At 60.0% G+C, this 15,358-nt stretch carries 15 protein-coding genes; 3 read left to right on the top strand and 12 right to left on the bottom strand.

Annotated features, from left to right (window positions below):
- Positions 1 to 71 precede the first annotated feature (71 nt).
- The 6 genes from KUV39_RS15525 to pyk all read right to left on the bottom strand — a co-directional run bounded on the left by KUV39_RS15525 (position 72) and on the right by pyk (position 4,805).
- Positions 72 to 890, bottom strand: coding sequence for a CE1 family esterase (locus KUV39_RS15525; RefSeq protein ID WP_222460240.1), 819 nt, complete (start codon positions 888 to 890; stop codon positions 72 to 74).
- A 147-nt stretch (positions 891 to 1,037) separates the two neighbouring features.
- Positions 1,038 to 2,111, bottom strand: a complete 1,074-nt coding sequence (gene pheS / locus KUV39_RS15520; RefSeq protein ID WP_008562877.1) for a phenylalanine--tRNA ligase subunit alpha — start codon at positions 2,109 to 2,111, stop codon at positions 1,038 to 1,040.
- Between the two features lie 231 nt (positions 2,112 to 2,342).
- Complete coding sequence (gene rplT / locus KUV39_RS15515) at positions 2,343 to 2,708, bottom strand: 50S ribosomal protein L20 (protein WP_008559944.1); 366 nt, start codon at positions 2,706 to 2,708, stop codon at positions 2,343 to 2,345.
- A gap of 15 nt (positions 2,709 to 2,723) precedes the next feature.
- Positions 2,724 to 2,924, bottom strand: a complete 201-nt coding sequence (gene rpmI / locus KUV39_RS15510; RefSeq protein ID WP_008560811.1) for a 50S ribosomal protein L35 — start codon at positions 2,922 to 2,924, stop codon at positions 2,724 to 2,726.
- Positions 2,925 to 3,101: 177 nt separating this feature from the next.
- Positions 3,102 to 3,323 carry a hypothetical protein gene (locus tag KUV39_RS15505; RefSeq protein ID WP_008562350.1) on the bottom strand — a complete coding sequence of 74 codons (222 nt, stop codon included), beginning with the start codon at positions 3,321 to 3,323 and terminating at the stop codon, positions 3,102 to 3,104.
- A 36-nt stretch (positions 3,324 to 3,359) separates the two neighbouring features.
- A complete protein-coding gene (gene pyk / locus KUV39_RS15500; RefSeq protein WP_222460239.1) occupies positions 3,360 to 4,805 on the bottom strand; it encodes a pyruvate kinase in 1,446 nt (481 codons plus the stop codon).
- A 120-nt stretch (positions 4,806 to 4,925) separates the two neighbouring features.
- Here pyk and KUV39_RS15495 point away from each other — a divergent pair, with 120 nt between their 5' ends.
- Both KUV39_RS15495 and KUV39_RS15490 read left to right on the top strand, forming a co-directional pair.
- On the top strand, positions 4,926 to 5,663 hold the full coding sequence (locus tag KUV39_RS15495) for an N-formylglutamate amidohydrolase (protein WP_222460238.1): 738 nt from the start codon (positions 4,926 to 4,928) through the stop codon (positions 5,661 to 5,663).
- 122 nt (positions 5,664 to 5,785) lie between these two features.
- Positions 5,786 to 6,103 (top strand): DUF1244 domain-containing protein, encoded by a 318-nt coding sequence (locus KUV39_RS15490; protein WP_222460237.1) that lies wholly within the window; start codon positions 5,786 to 5,788, stop codon positions 6,101 to 6,103.
- Between the two features lie 121 nt (positions 6,104 to 6,224).
- On the opposite strand, the gene KUV39_RS15485 is transcribed toward KUV39_RS15490, so the two are convergent.
- The gene (locus tag KUV39_RS15485) at positions 6,225 to 6,656 is read right to left on the bottom strand and encodes a DUF1489 family protein (protein ID WP_050673891.1); all 432 of its coding nucleotides are present in this window, start codon (positions 6,654 to 6,656) and stop codon (positions 6,225 to 6,227) included.
- A gap of 177 nt (positions 6,657 to 6,833) precedes the next feature.
- On the opposite strand from KUV39_RS15485, the gene KUV39_RS15480 reads away from it, so the two are divergent.
- Positions 6,834 to 9,134 carry an adenosylcobalamin-dependent ribonucleoside-diphosphate reductase gene (locus KUV39_RS15480; RefSeq protein WP_222460236.1) on the top strand — a complete coding sequence of 767 codons (2,301 nt, stop codon included), beginning with the start codon at positions 6,834 to 6,836 and terminating at the stop codon, positions 9,132 to 9,134.
- Between the two features lie 101 nt (positions 9,135 to 9,235).
- Here the strand turns inward: KUV39_RS15480 and KUV39_RS15475 are convergent, their stop codons facing one another.
- The 5 genes from KUV39_RS15475 to KUV39_RS15455 form a co-directional block, all read right to left on the bottom strand.
- Positions 9,236 to 10,243 carry an Ldh family oxidoreductase gene (locus KUV39_RS15475; protein WP_222460235.1) on the bottom strand — a complete coding sequence of 336 codons (1,008 nt, stop codon included), beginning with the start codon at positions 10,241 to 10,243 and terminating at the stop codon, positions 9,236 to 9,238.
- Positions 10,244 to 10,310: 67 nt separating this feature from the next.
- Positions 10,311 to 10,961 carry a DUF3726 domain-containing protein gene (locus tag KUV39_RS15470; protein ID WP_050673894.1) on the bottom strand — a complete coding sequence of 217 codons (651 nt, stop codon included), beginning with the start codon at positions 10,959 to 10,961 and terminating at the stop codon, positions 10,311 to 10,313.
- The gene (locus KUV39_RS15465) at positions 10,958 to 12,649 is read right to left on the bottom strand and encodes a hypothetical protein (RefSeq protein WP_222460234.1); all 1,692 of its coding nucleotides are present in this window, start codon (positions 12,647 to 12,649) and stop codon (positions 10,958 to 10,960) included. The genes KUV39_RS15470 and KUV39_RS15465 overlap by 4 nt, the downstream gene beginning before the upstream one ends.
- A gap of 104 nt (positions 12,650 to 12,753) precedes the next feature.
- Complete coding sequence (locus tag KUV39_RS15460) at positions 12,754 to 14,304, bottom strand: BCCT family transporter (RefSeq protein WP_222460233.1); 1,551 nt, start codon at positions 14,302 to 14,304, stop codon at positions 12,754 to 12,756.
- 63 nt (positions 14,305 to 14,367) lie between these two features.
- Positions 14,368 to 15,351: a membrane dipeptidase gene (locus KUV39_RS15455; protein ID WP_222460232.1), complete on the bottom strand. Its 984-nt coding sequence runs from the start codon at positions 15,349 to 15,351 to the stop codon at positions 14,368 to 14,370.
- Between the last annotated feature and the right edge of the window lie 7 nt (positions 15,352 to 15,358).

Raw genomic sequence — 15,358 nt, 5'->3', positions numbered from 1 at the left:
CAAGCCATGCATGTTGCAGCAGGCAATGACAAAGATTGCCCCCATGTGCAAGCCTTGCCACCGCTCCGGGCCTAAGGATAACTCGGGGTGAGACCCAAAAGCTCATCCAGCTGCCGACCAATCCAACCGTGTGGAATGAAATGCCCACCCGGATGCAGGTCAAGGATCACGTCCTTCCCCGCGCAACTCCAGCCAGTGCGGGAAAAGGTCAGGAAACTGCGGGCCTGCCAATCACCTTGCGCCCTGCCCTCGCCATTGCAGTCAAACGCCCGCCGCCAGAGCGCAACCGGATAGGTCACATCACCCCCCGGCCCCATCGGAAAATCCATGACTGTATCCGCCAGCCCATGGACATGACGCACCTCTTGCGGGGCCTCAGGGCAGGCTTCGCGCTGGTCGATGCTGCCCGCGACTGCCAGCAACGCGGCGACATCGCTCCCGCTTTGGCAGACATAGCGCCAGGCCATCGCGGATCCATAGGAATAGCCCGATACAAAAATTCGTTCCGGATCAACAGGAAAGCGCTGCGCGACATCCGCAAGGACCGCATCGGTAAAGGGGACGTCCTCTGTGCTGTCATTCCAGAAGTTCCAGCTTTTGCCGCGGCCGTTTGGCGTCACCAGTAAAACACCACGCCGCCGAGCCGAGGCACCGACGCGCTCAGACCGCTGGGCATGGACACCGGTGCGGGACCAGCCATGAAAATGCAAAAGCACCGGCAACGGTGTTTCGCCATCCCAGCCATCAGGCGTCATCACGTGGTAAGAACGCTCCCCCAGTTCGCAGGCGACATCCCCCTCACACGGGACGGCATTGCCTTTCCACGGCCCCATCGCCAGCCCAGATGTGGCTGCCAGAGCCACGGCAACAGTCAGTACAAAACGCATCATGCCCCTGACACTAGCCAAGCCCTCCGCCCTGTCACGTCACATATTTGTGGGCCAAGTGGTGATCCTGCGCACGTCGCCGCTGGACCAAAACGAAAAACGCCCACCTGAAACAGGCGGGCGCTGGTATTTTTTGACTATGCCTTTGGCTTAGCGGCTCAAACCGCCATGCAGCGTGGGCACGTCGAGGCACTGGAAGCCGTAGTGGCGCAGCCAGCGCAGGTCGCTGTCAAAGAACGCCCGCAGATCGGGGATGCCATATTTCAGCATCGCCAGACGGTCGATACCAATGCCAAAGGCAAAACCCTGATAGACCTCCGGATCGATCCCGCCAGCCGCAATCACCTTTGGATGGACCATGCCGGACCCGAGGATTTCAAGCCAGTCGTCGCCTTCGCCGATCTTCAGCGTACCATCTTTCCAGGAGCAGCGAATATCCACCTCTGCCGAGGGTTCGGTGAAGGGGAAATGCGAAGCGCGGAAGCGCAGCTCAACCTCGTCGACCTCAAAGAAGGACTTCACAAACTCTTCCAGCACCCACTTCAGGTTCGCCATGGAAATGTTCTTGTCGAGCGCGAGGCCCTCCACCTGATGGAACATCGGCGTATGGGTCTGGTCGTAGTCCGCGCGATACACACCGCCCGGGCAGATGATGCGCAGCGGTGCGCCCATCTTTTCCATAGAGCGGATCTGGACCGGCGAGGTATGCGTGCGCAACACATGCGGCGGGCGATTGTCACCCTCGGCTCGGTGCATGTAGAACGTATCCATTTCGGCGCGAGCCGGGTGGTGGCCGGGGATGTTCAGGGCATCGAAGTTATACCAATCGGTATCGATGCGCGGGCCTTCCGCGACCGAGAACCCCATTTCCGCAAAGATCGCCGTCAGCTCTTCGCTGGCCTGGCTGATCGGGTGCAGCGTCCCCGTGCGGGTCGGACGCGACGGCAGGGTCACATCCAGCCATTCGGTCCGCAGACGCGCATCCAGCGCGGCATCTGCAAGCGCTGCCTTCTTGGCCGCAAGTGCAGAGTTGATTTCATCTTTCAACGCATTCAGCGCCGGGCCTGCAACCTGACGCTCTTCCGGTGTCATCTTGCCAAGCTCACGCATTTTCAGCGCGACCTCGCCCTTCTTGCCCACTGCGGCGACCCGGATGGTCTCCAGCGCGGATTCGTCGGCGGCGTCTGCAATCTGACCCAGATATTTTGCTTTAAGATCGTCCATGACGGTCCCCTGAATTTGAGCTTAGGCTCTGCTACCACAGCAGCATCTGAAAGCAAGCGTTTGCCGCACCTGCGTGACATTCCGGCACCAACCGCGTCCCCCACGCCGCGCACGTACGACCAGGCAGATGGCAGGCAATTGGCGCGGTGATCTCTCCGGCAGACGAAACTGGCAAACGAAAACGGGCCGCTCGATTGAGCGGCCCGTCCGGAAACTTTGGCGATGCTGGGCTTATGCAGCCAGAGCGTCCTGTGCCTGCTTCACGATTGCACCGAATGCTTCGGGCTCGTGCACGGCCAGGTCGGCCAGAACCTTACGGTCCACTTCGATACCGGCCAGGTTCAGGCCGTTGATGAAGCGGGAGTATGTCAGCGCTTCGTCGTGCGCACGGACAGCAGCGTTGATACGCTGGATCCACAGCGCGCGGAAATTGCGCTTACGGTTCTTACGGTCACGGGTTGCGTACTGGTTCGCCTTGTCGACGGCCTGACGGGCAACCTTGAAGGTATTCTTGCGGCGGCCGTAGTAACCTTTAGCTGCCTTGATGACCTTCTTGTGACGGGCGTGAGTTGTGGTACCACCTTTTACGCGGGACATATCTCAGATCTCCTCTTAGCGGTCGTAGGGCATGAAGCCCTTGACGATCTTTGCGTCCGGTGCGGACAGGGTGGTGGTGCCGCGAGCGTCGCGGATGAACTTCTTGTGACGCTTGATCATGCCGTGGCGCTTGCCGGCCTGACCTGCGAGAACTTTACCGGTCGCGGTCACTTTGAAGCGCTTCTTGGCGCTCGACTTTGTCTTCATTTTGGGCATTTCCGTCTCCTTCAATGCGGGTTCGGTGTATGCGCGACTCGGCATGCCACATCGGGCCGGCCACGCGAACAGGGCTGCCGTTTACGCAAGCACGCCACCAAGGGCAAGCAGATTCTGTCCGGAAATGCCGCAAGACGCCCTGTTTCGGGCTGTCATCTTGCGAATGGCAGGTCCAATTCAGGTAAACCGCCCAATAACCCTGAAAATGGCTTGGGGGATATCATCCAGCTGATAGCCGCCAGGCTTGGCACTAAACGCATAAATCACAAGCCCAAGGGCAAGCAAAAGAAAAACCGCCGACACCCGTGGGGTGCGGCGGTCACTTGCTGCAGAGACAAGAGAGGGGATCGCAAGAAACCCGAGCACAAGTCCAAGAACCAATGCCAGATCCGTATCCATCACCTGCCCCCTTTCCTCAGAAAGCCTTGGGGCAGCTTACTCCGGATCGGTGCTGTAGATCAAACGTTCGTCACAGGGAGCCACCCGCAGAATGTTGGTGGTTCCGGGTACGTTGAACGGCACGCCCGCGGTCACGACGATCTGGTCAGTCTCTCCCGCAAAGCCACCGGAACGGGCGGCGCGGGCCGCACCGACAACAGCCCCCTTAAAGCGATCCTGATCGGTGGTCACGACACAGTTGCACCCCCAGCTCAGAGCGAGACGCCGAGCAGTACGCGCCAGCGGAGTGAGCGCAATGATCGGCACACCAGGACGTTCGCGCGCGGTCAAAAGCGCAGTGGTGCCGCTTTGGGTGTAGCAGCAAATCGCCTTGATCTCGGTCTTTTCAGCGATCTCGCGAGCAGCCGCCACAATGGCATCGGCAACCGTATCCCCTTTGGCAGAACGCGACGCTGCGATGATCTGCACGTAGGTCGGGTCAACCTCAACCTCGGTCGCAACATTGTCCATCGTCTGGACCGCTTCGATCGGGTATTGGCCCGCTGCAGATTCCGCCGACAGCATGATGGCATCTGCACCTTCATAGATCGCAGTCGCCACATCCGACACTTCCGCACGGGTCGGCATCGGGCTTTCGATCATGCTTTCCAACATCTGGGTGGCCACGATCACAGGTTTTGCTGCAGCCCGGCAACGACGCACCAGCCGCTTCTGGATTGGTGGAACCGCCGATACGGGCAGCTCGACACCCAGATCGCCGCGGGCAACCATGATCCCGTCGGATGCGTCCAGGATCTCTTCGAAGTTGTCGACCGCTGCCGGTTTTTCGATCTTGGACAGAACAGCCGCACGACCATCCGCCAGGCCACGGGCCTCAAACACGTCTTTGGCGCGCTGTACAAACGACAGCGCCAGCCAGTCGACGCCCAAGCCGCAGACGAATTCCAGATCTTTGCGATCCTTGTCGGACAGCGCGGCGAGCGGCAGGACCACATCGGGGACATTCACGCCCTTGCGGTTGGAAATGGTGCCACCAGTGGTCACAACGCAATTTGCAAAATCCTCACCGCAGGTTTCCACGCGAAGGCGGATCTTGCCGTCGTTGACCAGAAGATGCGCGCCGGGTTCCAGCGCCTCAAAAATCTCAGGATGGGGCAGACAGACGCGGTTCAGATCACCCTCTGCCTTGTCGAGGTCGAGACGGAATTTCGCGCCCTCCACCAGCTCTTCGGACCCGTTGGCAAAAACACCAACACGCAGTTTCGGGCCCTGAAGATCCGCGAGGATTGCAATGGAGCTGTCGAGATCGGCTTCGACCTTGCGGATAATCCGGTGCTTTTCCGCGATTTCCTCGTGGCTGCCGTGCGACATGTTCAAGCGGAACACATCGGCGCCCGCCTCGTGCAGGGCACGAATGGTCTCGTATGTCTCCGATGCCGGCCCCAAGGTGGCAACGATCTTAACATTGCGCGTTCTTCTCATGGGGGTCATCCTCTTCGTCGTCAGAAACTGTTATCGCAAACATTTGCTGCGGCGCTTATCGCCTAATTCCCATTTCACCGCAACTCCCCTAAACATTCATCACCAAAACGCGACGGACTGATGACATATTTACCCTTTTTCCTGGAAGGCGCTGAGCGCCCTGCGCGCTGGGTGATCAGCTGCGACCATGCCACCAATTTCGTGCCCCCTTTCGTGAACGGCGGAGATCTGGGCCTGCCGTCAGAGGACATGAACCGTCACATTGCCTATGACATCGGAGCATACGGCGTAGCACGCCATCTGGCGCGACTGCTGAATGCACCAGTGGTTGCCTCCAATTTCTCGCGACTGGTGATCGACCCCAACCGTGGTGCGGATGATCCGACCCTCCTTATGAAACTGTACGACGGTTCGATCATTCCGGCAAACCGCCACGCCGATGCAGCCGAGCGTGCGGCCCGGGTGGAGGCATGTTACACCCCTTACCACACTGCGCTGGCCGGATTGCTGAACCGCCCTGACCCCATATTGGTGTCAGTCCATTCCTTTACGCCGCAGCTGCGTGGTCGTGCGCCCCGCCCCTGGCAAATCGGCATTCTCGCGCCGGACGACGAACCCCTGTCGCCCCATATCATCCAAGAGCTGCAACAGGACCGCGACCTCTGCGTCGGGATCAATGAACCCTACACTGGCTATCTGCCGGGTGACAGCATCGACAAACATGCAACCACCAATGGCTATCCGAACACGTTGATCGAGTTGCGCAATGATCTGATCGAGGACGCCCACCAGCAAGAGGCCTGGGCCGAACGATTGGCAGACATCCTGCCGCGCGCACTGGAAAAATCGGGGCTCTAGCCCCACCTCAGATCACAAAGGTCGCAGCAGCCTGCAATCGCGGGGGTGACCGGGGCGGCACAATTGCTGCCAGATGGCCGGCCTGCTAGGCATGGCACAACATTAGTCAGGGAGCCGAACACATGGACAGCCAGACCCAAATCGAACTCGAAGCCGCCGCTTTTCGCCGCCTGCGCAAGCATCTGATGGAAGACCGCACCGATGTACAGAACATCGACATGATGAACCTCGCAGGTTTTTGCCGGAACTGCCTGTCCCGCTGGTATCAGGAAGCCGCAAACGAACGCGGCATCGACATGGGCAAAGTCGAAGCACGCGAGATCTTTTATGGAATGACCATGGACGAGTGGAAGGCGAATTATCAGACCGAGGCCTCCGCCGAGAAACAAGCCGCTTTCCAGGTCGCCTTTGAGGAAAACGTGGGCAAGCAAAACGGCTGACCAATAGCCCCACAGGAAACAGAGGCGCCGGTCTGAGGATCAGACGGCGCCTTTCTTGTCCGCATCCGTTTGGCAGGTTTCATTGCGCAAAGCGCGCAGCTCCAGCCTGCCCCTGTTGCGTTCAGATTACCCCAATCTCGGCCAGCGCCTGCGAGAGCTCTGGCGGCAGTGGCTTTTCGGCCTCTCTTCCCTTTGGCAGATCTGGCGGAGTGTCCTCGACTTTGAGATAGCGCCAGCCCTGAAACGGACGGCGCAGCGCGACCTGAGTGCGGATGATTTCAGGCTCCAGCACAATGGCGCAGCGACGCACACCGTCACCACCCATCACCTCATCAAGACGCAAAATCCGCTGGCGGCACTGGATTTGCCCCTTGATCACCCAATAGATCGACCCACCATTCAAAATCTCGGCCTCACGCTTGGGCCACATGCGTGTCACGTGGCGCGGCAGACCTTCGGGCAGTTGCTTGCGGTACTCCGCCTGCCAGGCCTCCAGCCCTTCAACTGTTTCTGTGCCAACAGAAAGCTTCACGAGGTTGATATACTTATCCACAATGCATCCACAGAGTCGTCCAGATCTTCAACCTCATATTGTAGGTCGAACTAGCCCGACGACAAGGTCTTGTGGTAGAGTGACGAAAAAATTCGATCTCGGCGCGGAAAACGCGTTGAGGATCCGGTCGGCCCTGGTGTAGTCAGGCCGCCACTCAAGACACGAGGGATTCGACAGATGAGCCGTTTTGCCGCCCCGATTGCCGAACAGATCTGGGACATGAAATACCGCTTCAAGCAGGCGGACGGAACCCCCATCGACCAGACGGTCGAGGACAGCTGGCGCCGTATTGCGCGCGATCTGGCACGGGCTGAAAAAGACCAGGACGCCTGGGAAGAGACGTTCTTCAACGCGTTGGAAGACTTCAAATATCTGCCCGCAGGCCGCATCACCGCAGGTGCCGGAACCGCGCGTCAGGTCACGCTGTTCAACTGTTTCGTCATGGGCACAGTGCCGGACAGCATGTCGGGCATCTTCGACATGCTGAAAGAGGCCGCGCTGACAATGCAGCAAGGCGGCGGAATCGGCTATGACTTCTCTACTATCCGCCCGCGTGGCGCAGATGTGAAGGGCGTCGCCGCTGACGCCTCCGGCCCCTTGTCCTTCATGGATGTCTGGGACGCCATGTGCCGCACCATCATGTCCGCAGGCTCCCGCCGCGGTGCGATGATGGCGACAATGCGCTGCGATCACCCCGATATCGAAGCCTTCATCACCGCAAAATCCGATCCCGCCCGCCTGCGCATGTTCAACATGTCTGTTCTGGTCACCGACCCCTTCATGGAAGCCGTGAAGGCGGATGGCTCCTGGGAGCTGATCTTTGACGGCAAGGTCTATCAGACAGTACAGGCGCGTGACCTGTGGAACAAGATCATGCAGGCGACCTATGATTATGCCGAACCGGGCGTGATCTTTATCGATCGCATCAACAAGGCCAACAACCTGTCCTACGTGGAACAGATCGCAGCCACCAACCCTTGTGGCGAACAGCCCCTGCCCCCGTATGGCGCGTGTCTTCTGGGCTCCATCAACCTGGCGCGTCTGGTCAAGAACCCGTTCGAGAAAGAGTCCGAGCTGGACCCGGAAGGCCTGAAAGAGCTGGTCGCCACCGCCGTGCGGATGATGGACAATGTTGTTGACGTGTCCAAGTTCCCACTCGAAGCCCAAGCGCAGGAAGCGCAGAACAAGCGCCGTATCGGTCTTGGGGTGACGGGTCTGGCGGATGCGCTGCTGATGCTTGGCCTGCGCTATGGTTCGGACGAAGCCGCGCGTCAGACCGAGGAGTGGCTGCACGCGATCGCCCGCGCGGCCTATCTGGCGTCGGTGGAGCTCGCCAAGGAAAAAGGGGCGTTCCCATTGTTTGATGCCGAAGCCTATCTGGCGTCCGGCAACATGATGAACATGGACGAGGACGTGCGCGACGCCATCCGCGAACACGGGATCCGCAACGCGCTGCTGACCTCCATCGCACCCACCGGCACGATTTCCCTGTATGCAGGCAACGTGTCGTCCGGCATCGAACCGGTCTTTGCCTACGCCTACACCCGCAAGGTCCTGCAAAAAGACGGCAGCCGCACCGAGGAAGAAGTCGTCGACTACGCAGTGCAGATGTACCGCGAGAAATTCGGCGCGGATGCTGAGCTGCCCGACTACTTCGTGAACGCGCAGACGCTGACCCCGGCAGAGCATGTCAAAATGCAGGCAGCGGCACAGAAATGGATCGACTCGTCGATCTCCAAGACCATCAACTGCCCCGAAGACATTTCCTTTGACAGCTTCAAGGATGTCTACATGCAGGCCTGGGATCTTGGCTGCAAAGGCTGCACCACCTACCGCCCGAACGACGTGACCGGATCTGTCCTTTCCGTGAGCGAAAGCGCGGACACTGCACCTGGTGAGACCGCCGATGCCCCGCATGAGGCAGATGTCAGCGAAACCGGTGCGGCCGAGGTCGTGTACATGTCAGAGCCGCTGGATCGTCCCCAGTCGCTGGAAGGTCATACCTACAAACTGAAGTGGCCCGACAGCGAACACGCGATTTACCTCACCATCAACGACATCATCATCAATGGTCATCGTCGTCCCTTCGAGGTGTTCATCAACTCCAAGAACATGGAGCACTACGCTTGGACGCTGGCCCTCACACGGATGATTTCCGCCGTGTTCCGCCGCGGTGGCGATGTCTCCTTCGTGGTCGAAGAGCTGAAGGCGGTCTTTGACCCCCGTGGTGGTGCTTGGGTGCAGGGCAAATACATTCCCTCCATCCTGGCTGCGATTGGTGGCGTGATCGAAACCCACATGGTGGCGACGGGCTTCCTTGAAGGCGAAGGCATGGGTCTGAAATCGGACCCGAAAGCAGCCATTGTTTCCCTGAACACACCGCGCGGCAAACCCTGCCCGAGCTGTGGTCAGTTCGACATGCAAATGGTCGAAGGCTGCATGACCTGCCGCAGCTGCGGCCACTCCAAATGCGGCTGATCCTTCGGGACAATTAGATGCACAAGACACGAAAGGCCGGGCAAATTGCCCGGCCTTTTTGGTAGTGACATTAAGGTGCCGACTGACCGGCCATGCCCAGTTCAGAGAAGGGCGCGGACCTTTTCCAGCAGGGCGGCATTGACGGCAACGCCATCGCGGGCGGCGCGAATGCGGGCCTGGTTGCGGCCGTCACCGGGCAGACGCGCCCCATCCTGATCCCGGAAAGACGCGATCAGCTCGCTCAGCTTTTCCTGAAACAGCCCTCCCGCGGTTGCCTGCGGGTCTATCGCAATGAAGAACTGGCCAGTCTTCGGCGGCCCGCCTGCGGTTCCGGAGAATGGGCTGGCAACCGCGCCAAGCGTGGCACCCGTCATGGCCGCAGCCATCAGTTCAACCGTAAGCGCGATGCCAACACCCTTGTAGCCGCCAGAGGGCACCATGGAGCCCTTGAGCCCGGCCTCGGGGTCGGTTGTTGGCTGGCCCTCTGCATCCAGAACCCAACCTTCGGGCACCGGGTTGCCTTCGCGGGCGTGTTTCATCACCTCGCTTTTGGCGATGGTGCTGGCGGATTGGTCGATCAGCAGCGCCGCGTTGCCCTCTGCATCGGGAGCGGCAATCGAGAACGGGTTGGTCCCCACGACCGGTTTCGCCCCGCCGGAGGGGGCAATGGAGGCAGGCGCATTGGTGAACCCGATCCCCAGCAATCCTGCCTGTGCCAGTCGCTGGGTGTGAACCCCCAGAACACCGCAGTTATAAGAGTTGTTGATCGCCAGAACCGCCACGCCCATTTCGCGTGCAAGCGGGATCAGCTTTTCAAAACCCGCATCAATCGAGCTGTGGGCAAAGCCTGTGCCGCCATCAACGGTAACCACTGCCGGGCGCGGGGTATCCAGTTTTGGCACGGCCTGGCCATCGACCTTGCCGCATTCTACATGCTGGGCGTAGATCGGGATATAGGCGAGACCGTGGGATGCAACGCCATCCGCTTCTGTCATCGCCGTCGCAACGGCAAGAGGGCGGGCGTTGGCCTCGGATGTGCCTGCGTTTACCAGCGCACGGAAAGCGAGATCTTCGATCTCGGTGAGGGTCAGCGTTTCGGTCGCGGTCATATCAGTCTTTCTGTTTGATGCGATAGGAAGGGGCAGCTCGGGCCAAAGCGCTCTGGCCTGCCCCGGCTCAGTCGTTGTCGCTTACACCTGCCCCGGCGCCTTTGAGGCGGCTTTCTTCCGTCGCCGGAGCAAAGGTGCGGTGGGCAAATTTCTCAAGCTGCGACCAGCTGTCTTCACAGACCTCGGCGCGCAAAAGCGGTTCCTGCTGGCCCGTCATCTCGGCAGGTGCGGAAAACACCAGCGTCGAAGCCTGACGCAGGCGCAGGGCCTCTGGACTGGCCTGAACGCAGAGCCGCTTGCCGTCTGTGGCCAGGCGCGCGCCCTCCCACTCGGCAGCGACCGGCAAACCCAGGCGCAGGGCCGCACCACCCATGAACGGAACCGCAAGCAATGGCAGGCTCACGTTCTCCATCGTGATCTTGCCACGCTCAAGGAGCCGTGCCGCGCAATCGCTGAGAGAGGCGCCCGCAATCAGCGGGCTCATCCGGCGGGCCGGCGCATGCCAGACCTCCGCCCGCAGTGACACCGGAGAAACATCAATGGCGGGAATTCGATCATTCAGGTTCAGCAGCTCAGCCAGAAGCTCGGTGCCGGGAAAGCCAAAGGAGGACAGCCAGCGTGTGCCTTTGGCCGCCTCTTCTGCCAGCCCCCAAGACAGGCCCGCACCGCGCGCTGCCCGTTTGCTCATGGCTTCGATTTCATTCAGCGAATGGCTCACGCGGCGGTCTCCTGCAGATTGGGAAAGACCCAGAATTCAGCGTTCTCAGAGGTCAGTTCAAAAGGAAGGGGGGCATTGCCATACATGCAGATCCGAACCCAGCGGTCAGACCGGGGGTCAAATTGTGTTGCCCCGAAAAAGGACAGTTTGCAGCGCAACATGTCGATGGGCAGCACCCGGTCCGAAATGGTGTTGTCGCGGATTTCGGCGTAGGGCGCGCGCCCGACAATCTGGGCCCGCCGCAGAACGTGGCGGTGTTCGGGATGGCGCAGCAGAAACTCTGCCACTTGCGCCTCGTCCGGCCAATGGGCGAGCGCCCGGTAGAGCATCGCCGCATCCCGCCCCGGTGCGAGGGGTTGTTCGTATTCCTCGATCGGCTCTTCGAACCGTTCACCCAGACGCGGTTCCAGCTTTTCTTCGGAAACATACCAAGCTCGTGCCTTGTTTTGCGGGGCCTGCCAGTCCGTTTCGATGGCCCAGGAATAAATCTCGTGCAAAAGCCCGCGCAGATCACCGATGGTCATGGCCCCGGAAATCCGGAAGGTTGCGGTGTTGTCGGCAGACATTTCTTCGGCATAACCATCAACCAATGCGCCGTAGGGCTCCAGCATCAGCGAGGCGATCCACTCCTGGCCTTCAACTGTCAGCGCGTCTTCGGCCCAGCGGTACAGACCATCCCAAGGGTTCATCCCGGTCAGGGCATGGGCCTCGAGGTAGTGGTCGGTTTTAGCGACATCACTGCGCAATCCCGCCAGTTTTTCGATCTGGATGGGATGGTCGGAGTGCCATTTGGCAATGGTGATTTTGCTGCGTTCGACCAACCCGCGAAACAGGCTGACATCCTCGGGGCTTGCCTCGGCGATGTTGCGCACGGTCTGGATCGCCCGTTCCCGCGCGGCAACCCAGTTGTTGAACAGAACGGGATGGTTCAACAGAAACGGCGCCATGCCAAGACCGGTGGAATTGCCGATCCCCATGGACCTTGCGATCTCGATATCCAGTTTGGTGGCAGTGGTGCCTGTGGCCGCTGCCCGGCAGTTGGCCATATGCTGAACCAGATCCATCACAAACCACCGGGTCAGATAGACAGACAGCATTTCAACCTGGAAAGGCGCACGAAATTCGGGGCGGTCGGCAATCATCTCGCGGTCAGCTGCGCCCAGCTTGCCAGAGCCATAGACCGCCGTCGTCCGCATCAGATAACCCACCGCATCGATCTGCGCGCGATCGGGTTGCACCCCCGATGCCAGGGCCGTGACCACATGTTCCCACAGACGAACCGACCGGTTGGCCCGCGACACGGACAGTTCGTTTCCGCTCACACGGCCTGCTTCCTGCACAGGGATATTGCGGGACAGACGGTCGATATCTTCAGCGGTCGGCACGCCGTCAAACAGGGTGAAGGTGGCATCCCATGCCTCGGCGATCACCCGGTCGGATCGTTTTTCAGGCGGAAGATCATGGGCAAATGCAATCAGGGAATAAGACCGCTCAGGCCCATGCGCGGTATAGACGGCGTGGCCCTGCCCCGTCTCATCAATTTCAAACGCGGTCTGTTCAAATCGCCACTGCTCGCGCGCCAGACGGCGCGTCAGCACCCGCATGAAAGACAAACGCGACTGATGCATAGAGCCAAGACGCGCCAGGCGCATGACGGTATTAGGGTCGCGGCATAGGATCTCGTTCATTCAGGTTTGCCCTTGCTGTCTAGACGTTTCACGATGACCCGCCGACCTGTGCCAGCCGGTCATCGCAGACGATACGCCGGGTGCAGAGACACCCGGCACATTGCTCAGCTTTCTTTGCCTTTCGCCAAGGTGATGCGCAGCGCATCCCAAAGCGACGGCAGCAGGATCAACGACACTGGCACGGCGGTCACGACGATGAAGCTCTGCAATTTCGATACGCCACCCGATCCGACAGAGATCAAAATCACGGCCATCACGCCCATCGCCACGCCCCAGAACACCCGCACAGCGGTGCTTGGGCTGTCGCCTTCGCTCATGGTAGCGGAAATCACGTAGCTCATCGAATCCCCGGTCGTGGCCACAAAGATCGTGGTCAGGATCAGGAACAGGATCGAAATCACAAATCCCATCGGCAGGTTCCCGGTGATCGCCAGCAGGGCCGCAGGCAGGTTGAAGCCTTCAAACGCTGCCGAAATGGTACCGGGCTCGGCCAGTTCCATGGCGATGCCGGTCCCTCCGATGATGGTGAACCAGAAATTGGTCACGATCGGCGCGATGACCGACAGCATGATGACGATCTGACGGATCGACCGCCCCCGCGACACCCGTGCGATGAACATCGCCATCAAAGGACCATACCCCATGAACCAGCCCCAGAAGAACACGGTCCACCAGCCCAGCCACCCCGGCTCGCCAAACAGACCGGCATCGCCACGGTAAAGCGCCATTTCAAAGAAGCTGCCCAGATAGGCGCCAAACCCGGAAAAGAAGGTGCCAAAGATAAAGCCGGTCGGCCCAGCCAGCAGAACGAACATCAAAAGCGCTGCGGCCAGGATCACGTTGATCTTGGACAACAGCTGAATGCCACGGGACAGACCCGTCATGGCCGAAATGGTGTAAATCGCCACGAGCCCCGCGATGACCACTGCTTGGGTCGCAAAAACATCCGGAAGCCCAAAGAGGTCCGACAATCCATAACTCACCTGCAGCCCCAGGAAACCGATGGGGCCAACGGTTCCAGCGACCACTGCAATGATGGACGACGCATCTGCCAGCACACCAATCGGGCCGTTGATCGCCCTGTCGCCAAACACCGGATACAGAAGGGTCCGCGGGGCTAGTGGAAGACCTTTTTCATAGTGGTAATGCATCAGCATCACGGTCGTCAGCGACCCCAAGATAGCCCAGGCAAGAAACCCCCAGTGCATGAAGCTCTGCGCGATTGCGGGCGTGACTGCGGCCTCGCTGCCGCCTTGCGCAGCAAACAAGGGCGGAGAATAAAGAAAATGGGCGATCGGCTCCCCCGCGGCCCAGAACACCCCGCCCCCTGCAAGCAAGGTGCACATGATCATGGAACCCCACTGAAAGGTGGAAAACTCAGGCGCGCTGAGCCCGCCAAGAATGGCGCGGCCACCGGGCAGCACGCAAAGAACAAGTCCGATCAGAAACGTCGCGAGCAGTAGAACCTGCCAGTACAGGCCAAAGTAGGTCGCAGAGACATTGAAGCCCCAATCGACCATCGCAGACAGACCTTCCAGATCGACCAGAGCCGCGGCGCAGAACAGCGCAATGAAACCACCCGACAACAGGAACAGTGGCGTGTTCAGCCCCCTGCCCTTGCTGCTGTGCTGTGTGTTGATAGATGTCTCAGACATCTGAACCTCCCCATCTGACCGGATCATTCTGTCACCGGCCCTGTTGTATGCTGTCGCCCCAGATCAGGTCTTGGGGCCGAAATTCTCCGCAAAGAAGCGATACCAATTGTCCCCCATGACACCGGCCACTTCTTCTTCACTCATTCCCACAGCCCGCAGGCCGTTCTGGATGTTGTCGAAATCACGATTGTCCCTGAACCAGCTGGGCATCTCCGGGAAACCCGGCGCGGCGGCTGATCCTTCGCCGTAGTCGATTTCCTTGGTCCAGCGACCGACGCGCATCCATTCAACGATGCTGTCGGGCTGATCCTGGCAAAGGTCGGTGCCGATCCCGAGATGCTCCACCCCGTATTTGTCGGCAGTGCGTGCGATCATCTCGCAGAAACTCTGCAGGGTGCAGTCGGACTTGTCCTTGAGGTGGTGGGGATAGACCGAAAAGCCCAGCATGCCGCCGTGGCCGGTCACTGCGCGGATCACATCATCCTTCTTGTTGCGCAGCGCGGGCGACCATTCGTGCGGGTTGGCATGGGTGATCGCGATCGGGCGGGTGGACATCTCCGCCGCCTCGATGGTGGAACGGTCGGCGGAATGGCTCATGTCCACGACCAGACCAACCCTGTTCATCTCCTTGATCACCTGCTTGCCCATGCGGGTCAGCCCCATGTCCTCAGCCTCGTAACAGCCGGTCGCCAGCAGCGACTGGTTGTTGTAGGTGAGCTGCATGAAACGGGCGCCGAGGGTGTGCAGGATCTCGACCAGCCCGATGTCGTCCTCTATCGGCGAGGGGTTCTGGAAGCCAAAGAACACCGCGGTGCGCCCGGTTTCGCGGGCCTTGTCGATGTCGCTGGCCCACTGTCCCTTCATGATCAGGTCCGGGTACTGCTCGAACCAGCGGTTCCACTTTTCGAAGTTCAGAACCGTCTCGCGGAAGGTCTCGTGATAGGCAATGGTCACATGGATCGCGTCCACGTTGCCCTCGCGCAGCTGGCGAAAGATCTTTTCCGACCAATTGGCATATTGCAGGCAGTCGATACGGTATCCGGTCATTCTATCC

The organism is Phaeobacter italicus, from assembly GCF_019801785.1.
GTDB lineage: Bacteria > Pseudomonadota > Alphaproteobacteria > Rhodobacterales > Rhodobacteraceae > Phaeobacter > Phaeobacter italicus.
This window is presented reverse-complemented; position numbering and strand designations above follow the sequence as displayed.

Excerpts from the sequence above, each read along its gene's own strand:
- KUV39_RS15525 (WP_222460240.1), bottom strand. The coding sequence starts at position 890 with ATGATGCGTTTTGTACTGACTGTTGCCGTGGCTCTGGCAGCCACATCT.
- pheS (WP_008562877.1), bottom strand. The coding sequence starts at position 2,111 with ATGGACGATCTTAAAGCAAAATATCTGGGTCAGATTGCAGACGCCGCC.
- rplT (WP_008559944.1), bottom strand. The coding sequence starts at position 2,708 with ATGTCCCGCGTAAAAGGTGGTACCACAACTCACGCCCGTCACAAGAAG.
- rpmI (WP_008560811.1), bottom strand. The coding sequence starts at position 2,924 with ATGCCCAAAATGAAGACAAAGTCGAGCGCCAAGAAGCGCTTCAAAGTG.
- KUV39_RS15505 (WP_008562350.1), bottom strand. The coding sequence starts at position 3,323 with ATGGATACGGATCTGGCATTGGTTCTTGGACTTGTGCTCGGGTTTCTT.
- pyk (WP_222460239.1), bottom strand. The coding sequence starts at position 4,805 with ATGAGAAGAACGCGCAATGTTAAGATCGTTGCCACCTTGGGGCCGGCA.
- KUV39_RS15495 (WP_222460238.1), top strand. The coding sequence starts at position 4,926 with ATGACATATTTACCCTTTTTCCTGGAAGGCGCTGAGCGCCCTGCGCGC.
- KUV39_RS15490 (WP_222460237.1), top strand. The coding sequence starts at position 5,786 with ATGGACAGCCAGACCCAAATCGAACTCGAAGCCGCCGCTTTTCGCCGC.
- KUV39_RS15480 (WP_222460236.1), top strand. The coding sequence starts at position 6,834 with ATGAGCCGTTTTGCCGCCCCGATTGCCGAACAGATCTGGGACATGAAA.
- KUV39_RS15475 (WP_222460235.1), bottom strand. The coding sequence starts at position 10,243 with ATGACCGCGACCGAAACGCTGACCCTCACCGAGATCGAAGATCTCGCT.
- KUV39_RS15465 (WP_222460234.1), bottom strand. The coding sequence starts at position 12,649 with ATGAACGAGATCCTATGCCGCGACCCTAATACCGTCATGCGCCTGGCG.
- KUV39_RS15460 (WP_222460233.1), bottom strand. The coding sequence starts at position 14,304 with ATGTCTGAGACATCTATCAACACACAGCACAGCAGCAAGGGCAGGGGG.
- KUV39_RS15455 (WP_222460232.1), bottom strand. The coding sequence starts at position 15,351 with ATGACCGGATACCGTATCGACTGCCTGCAATATGCCAATTGGTCGGAA.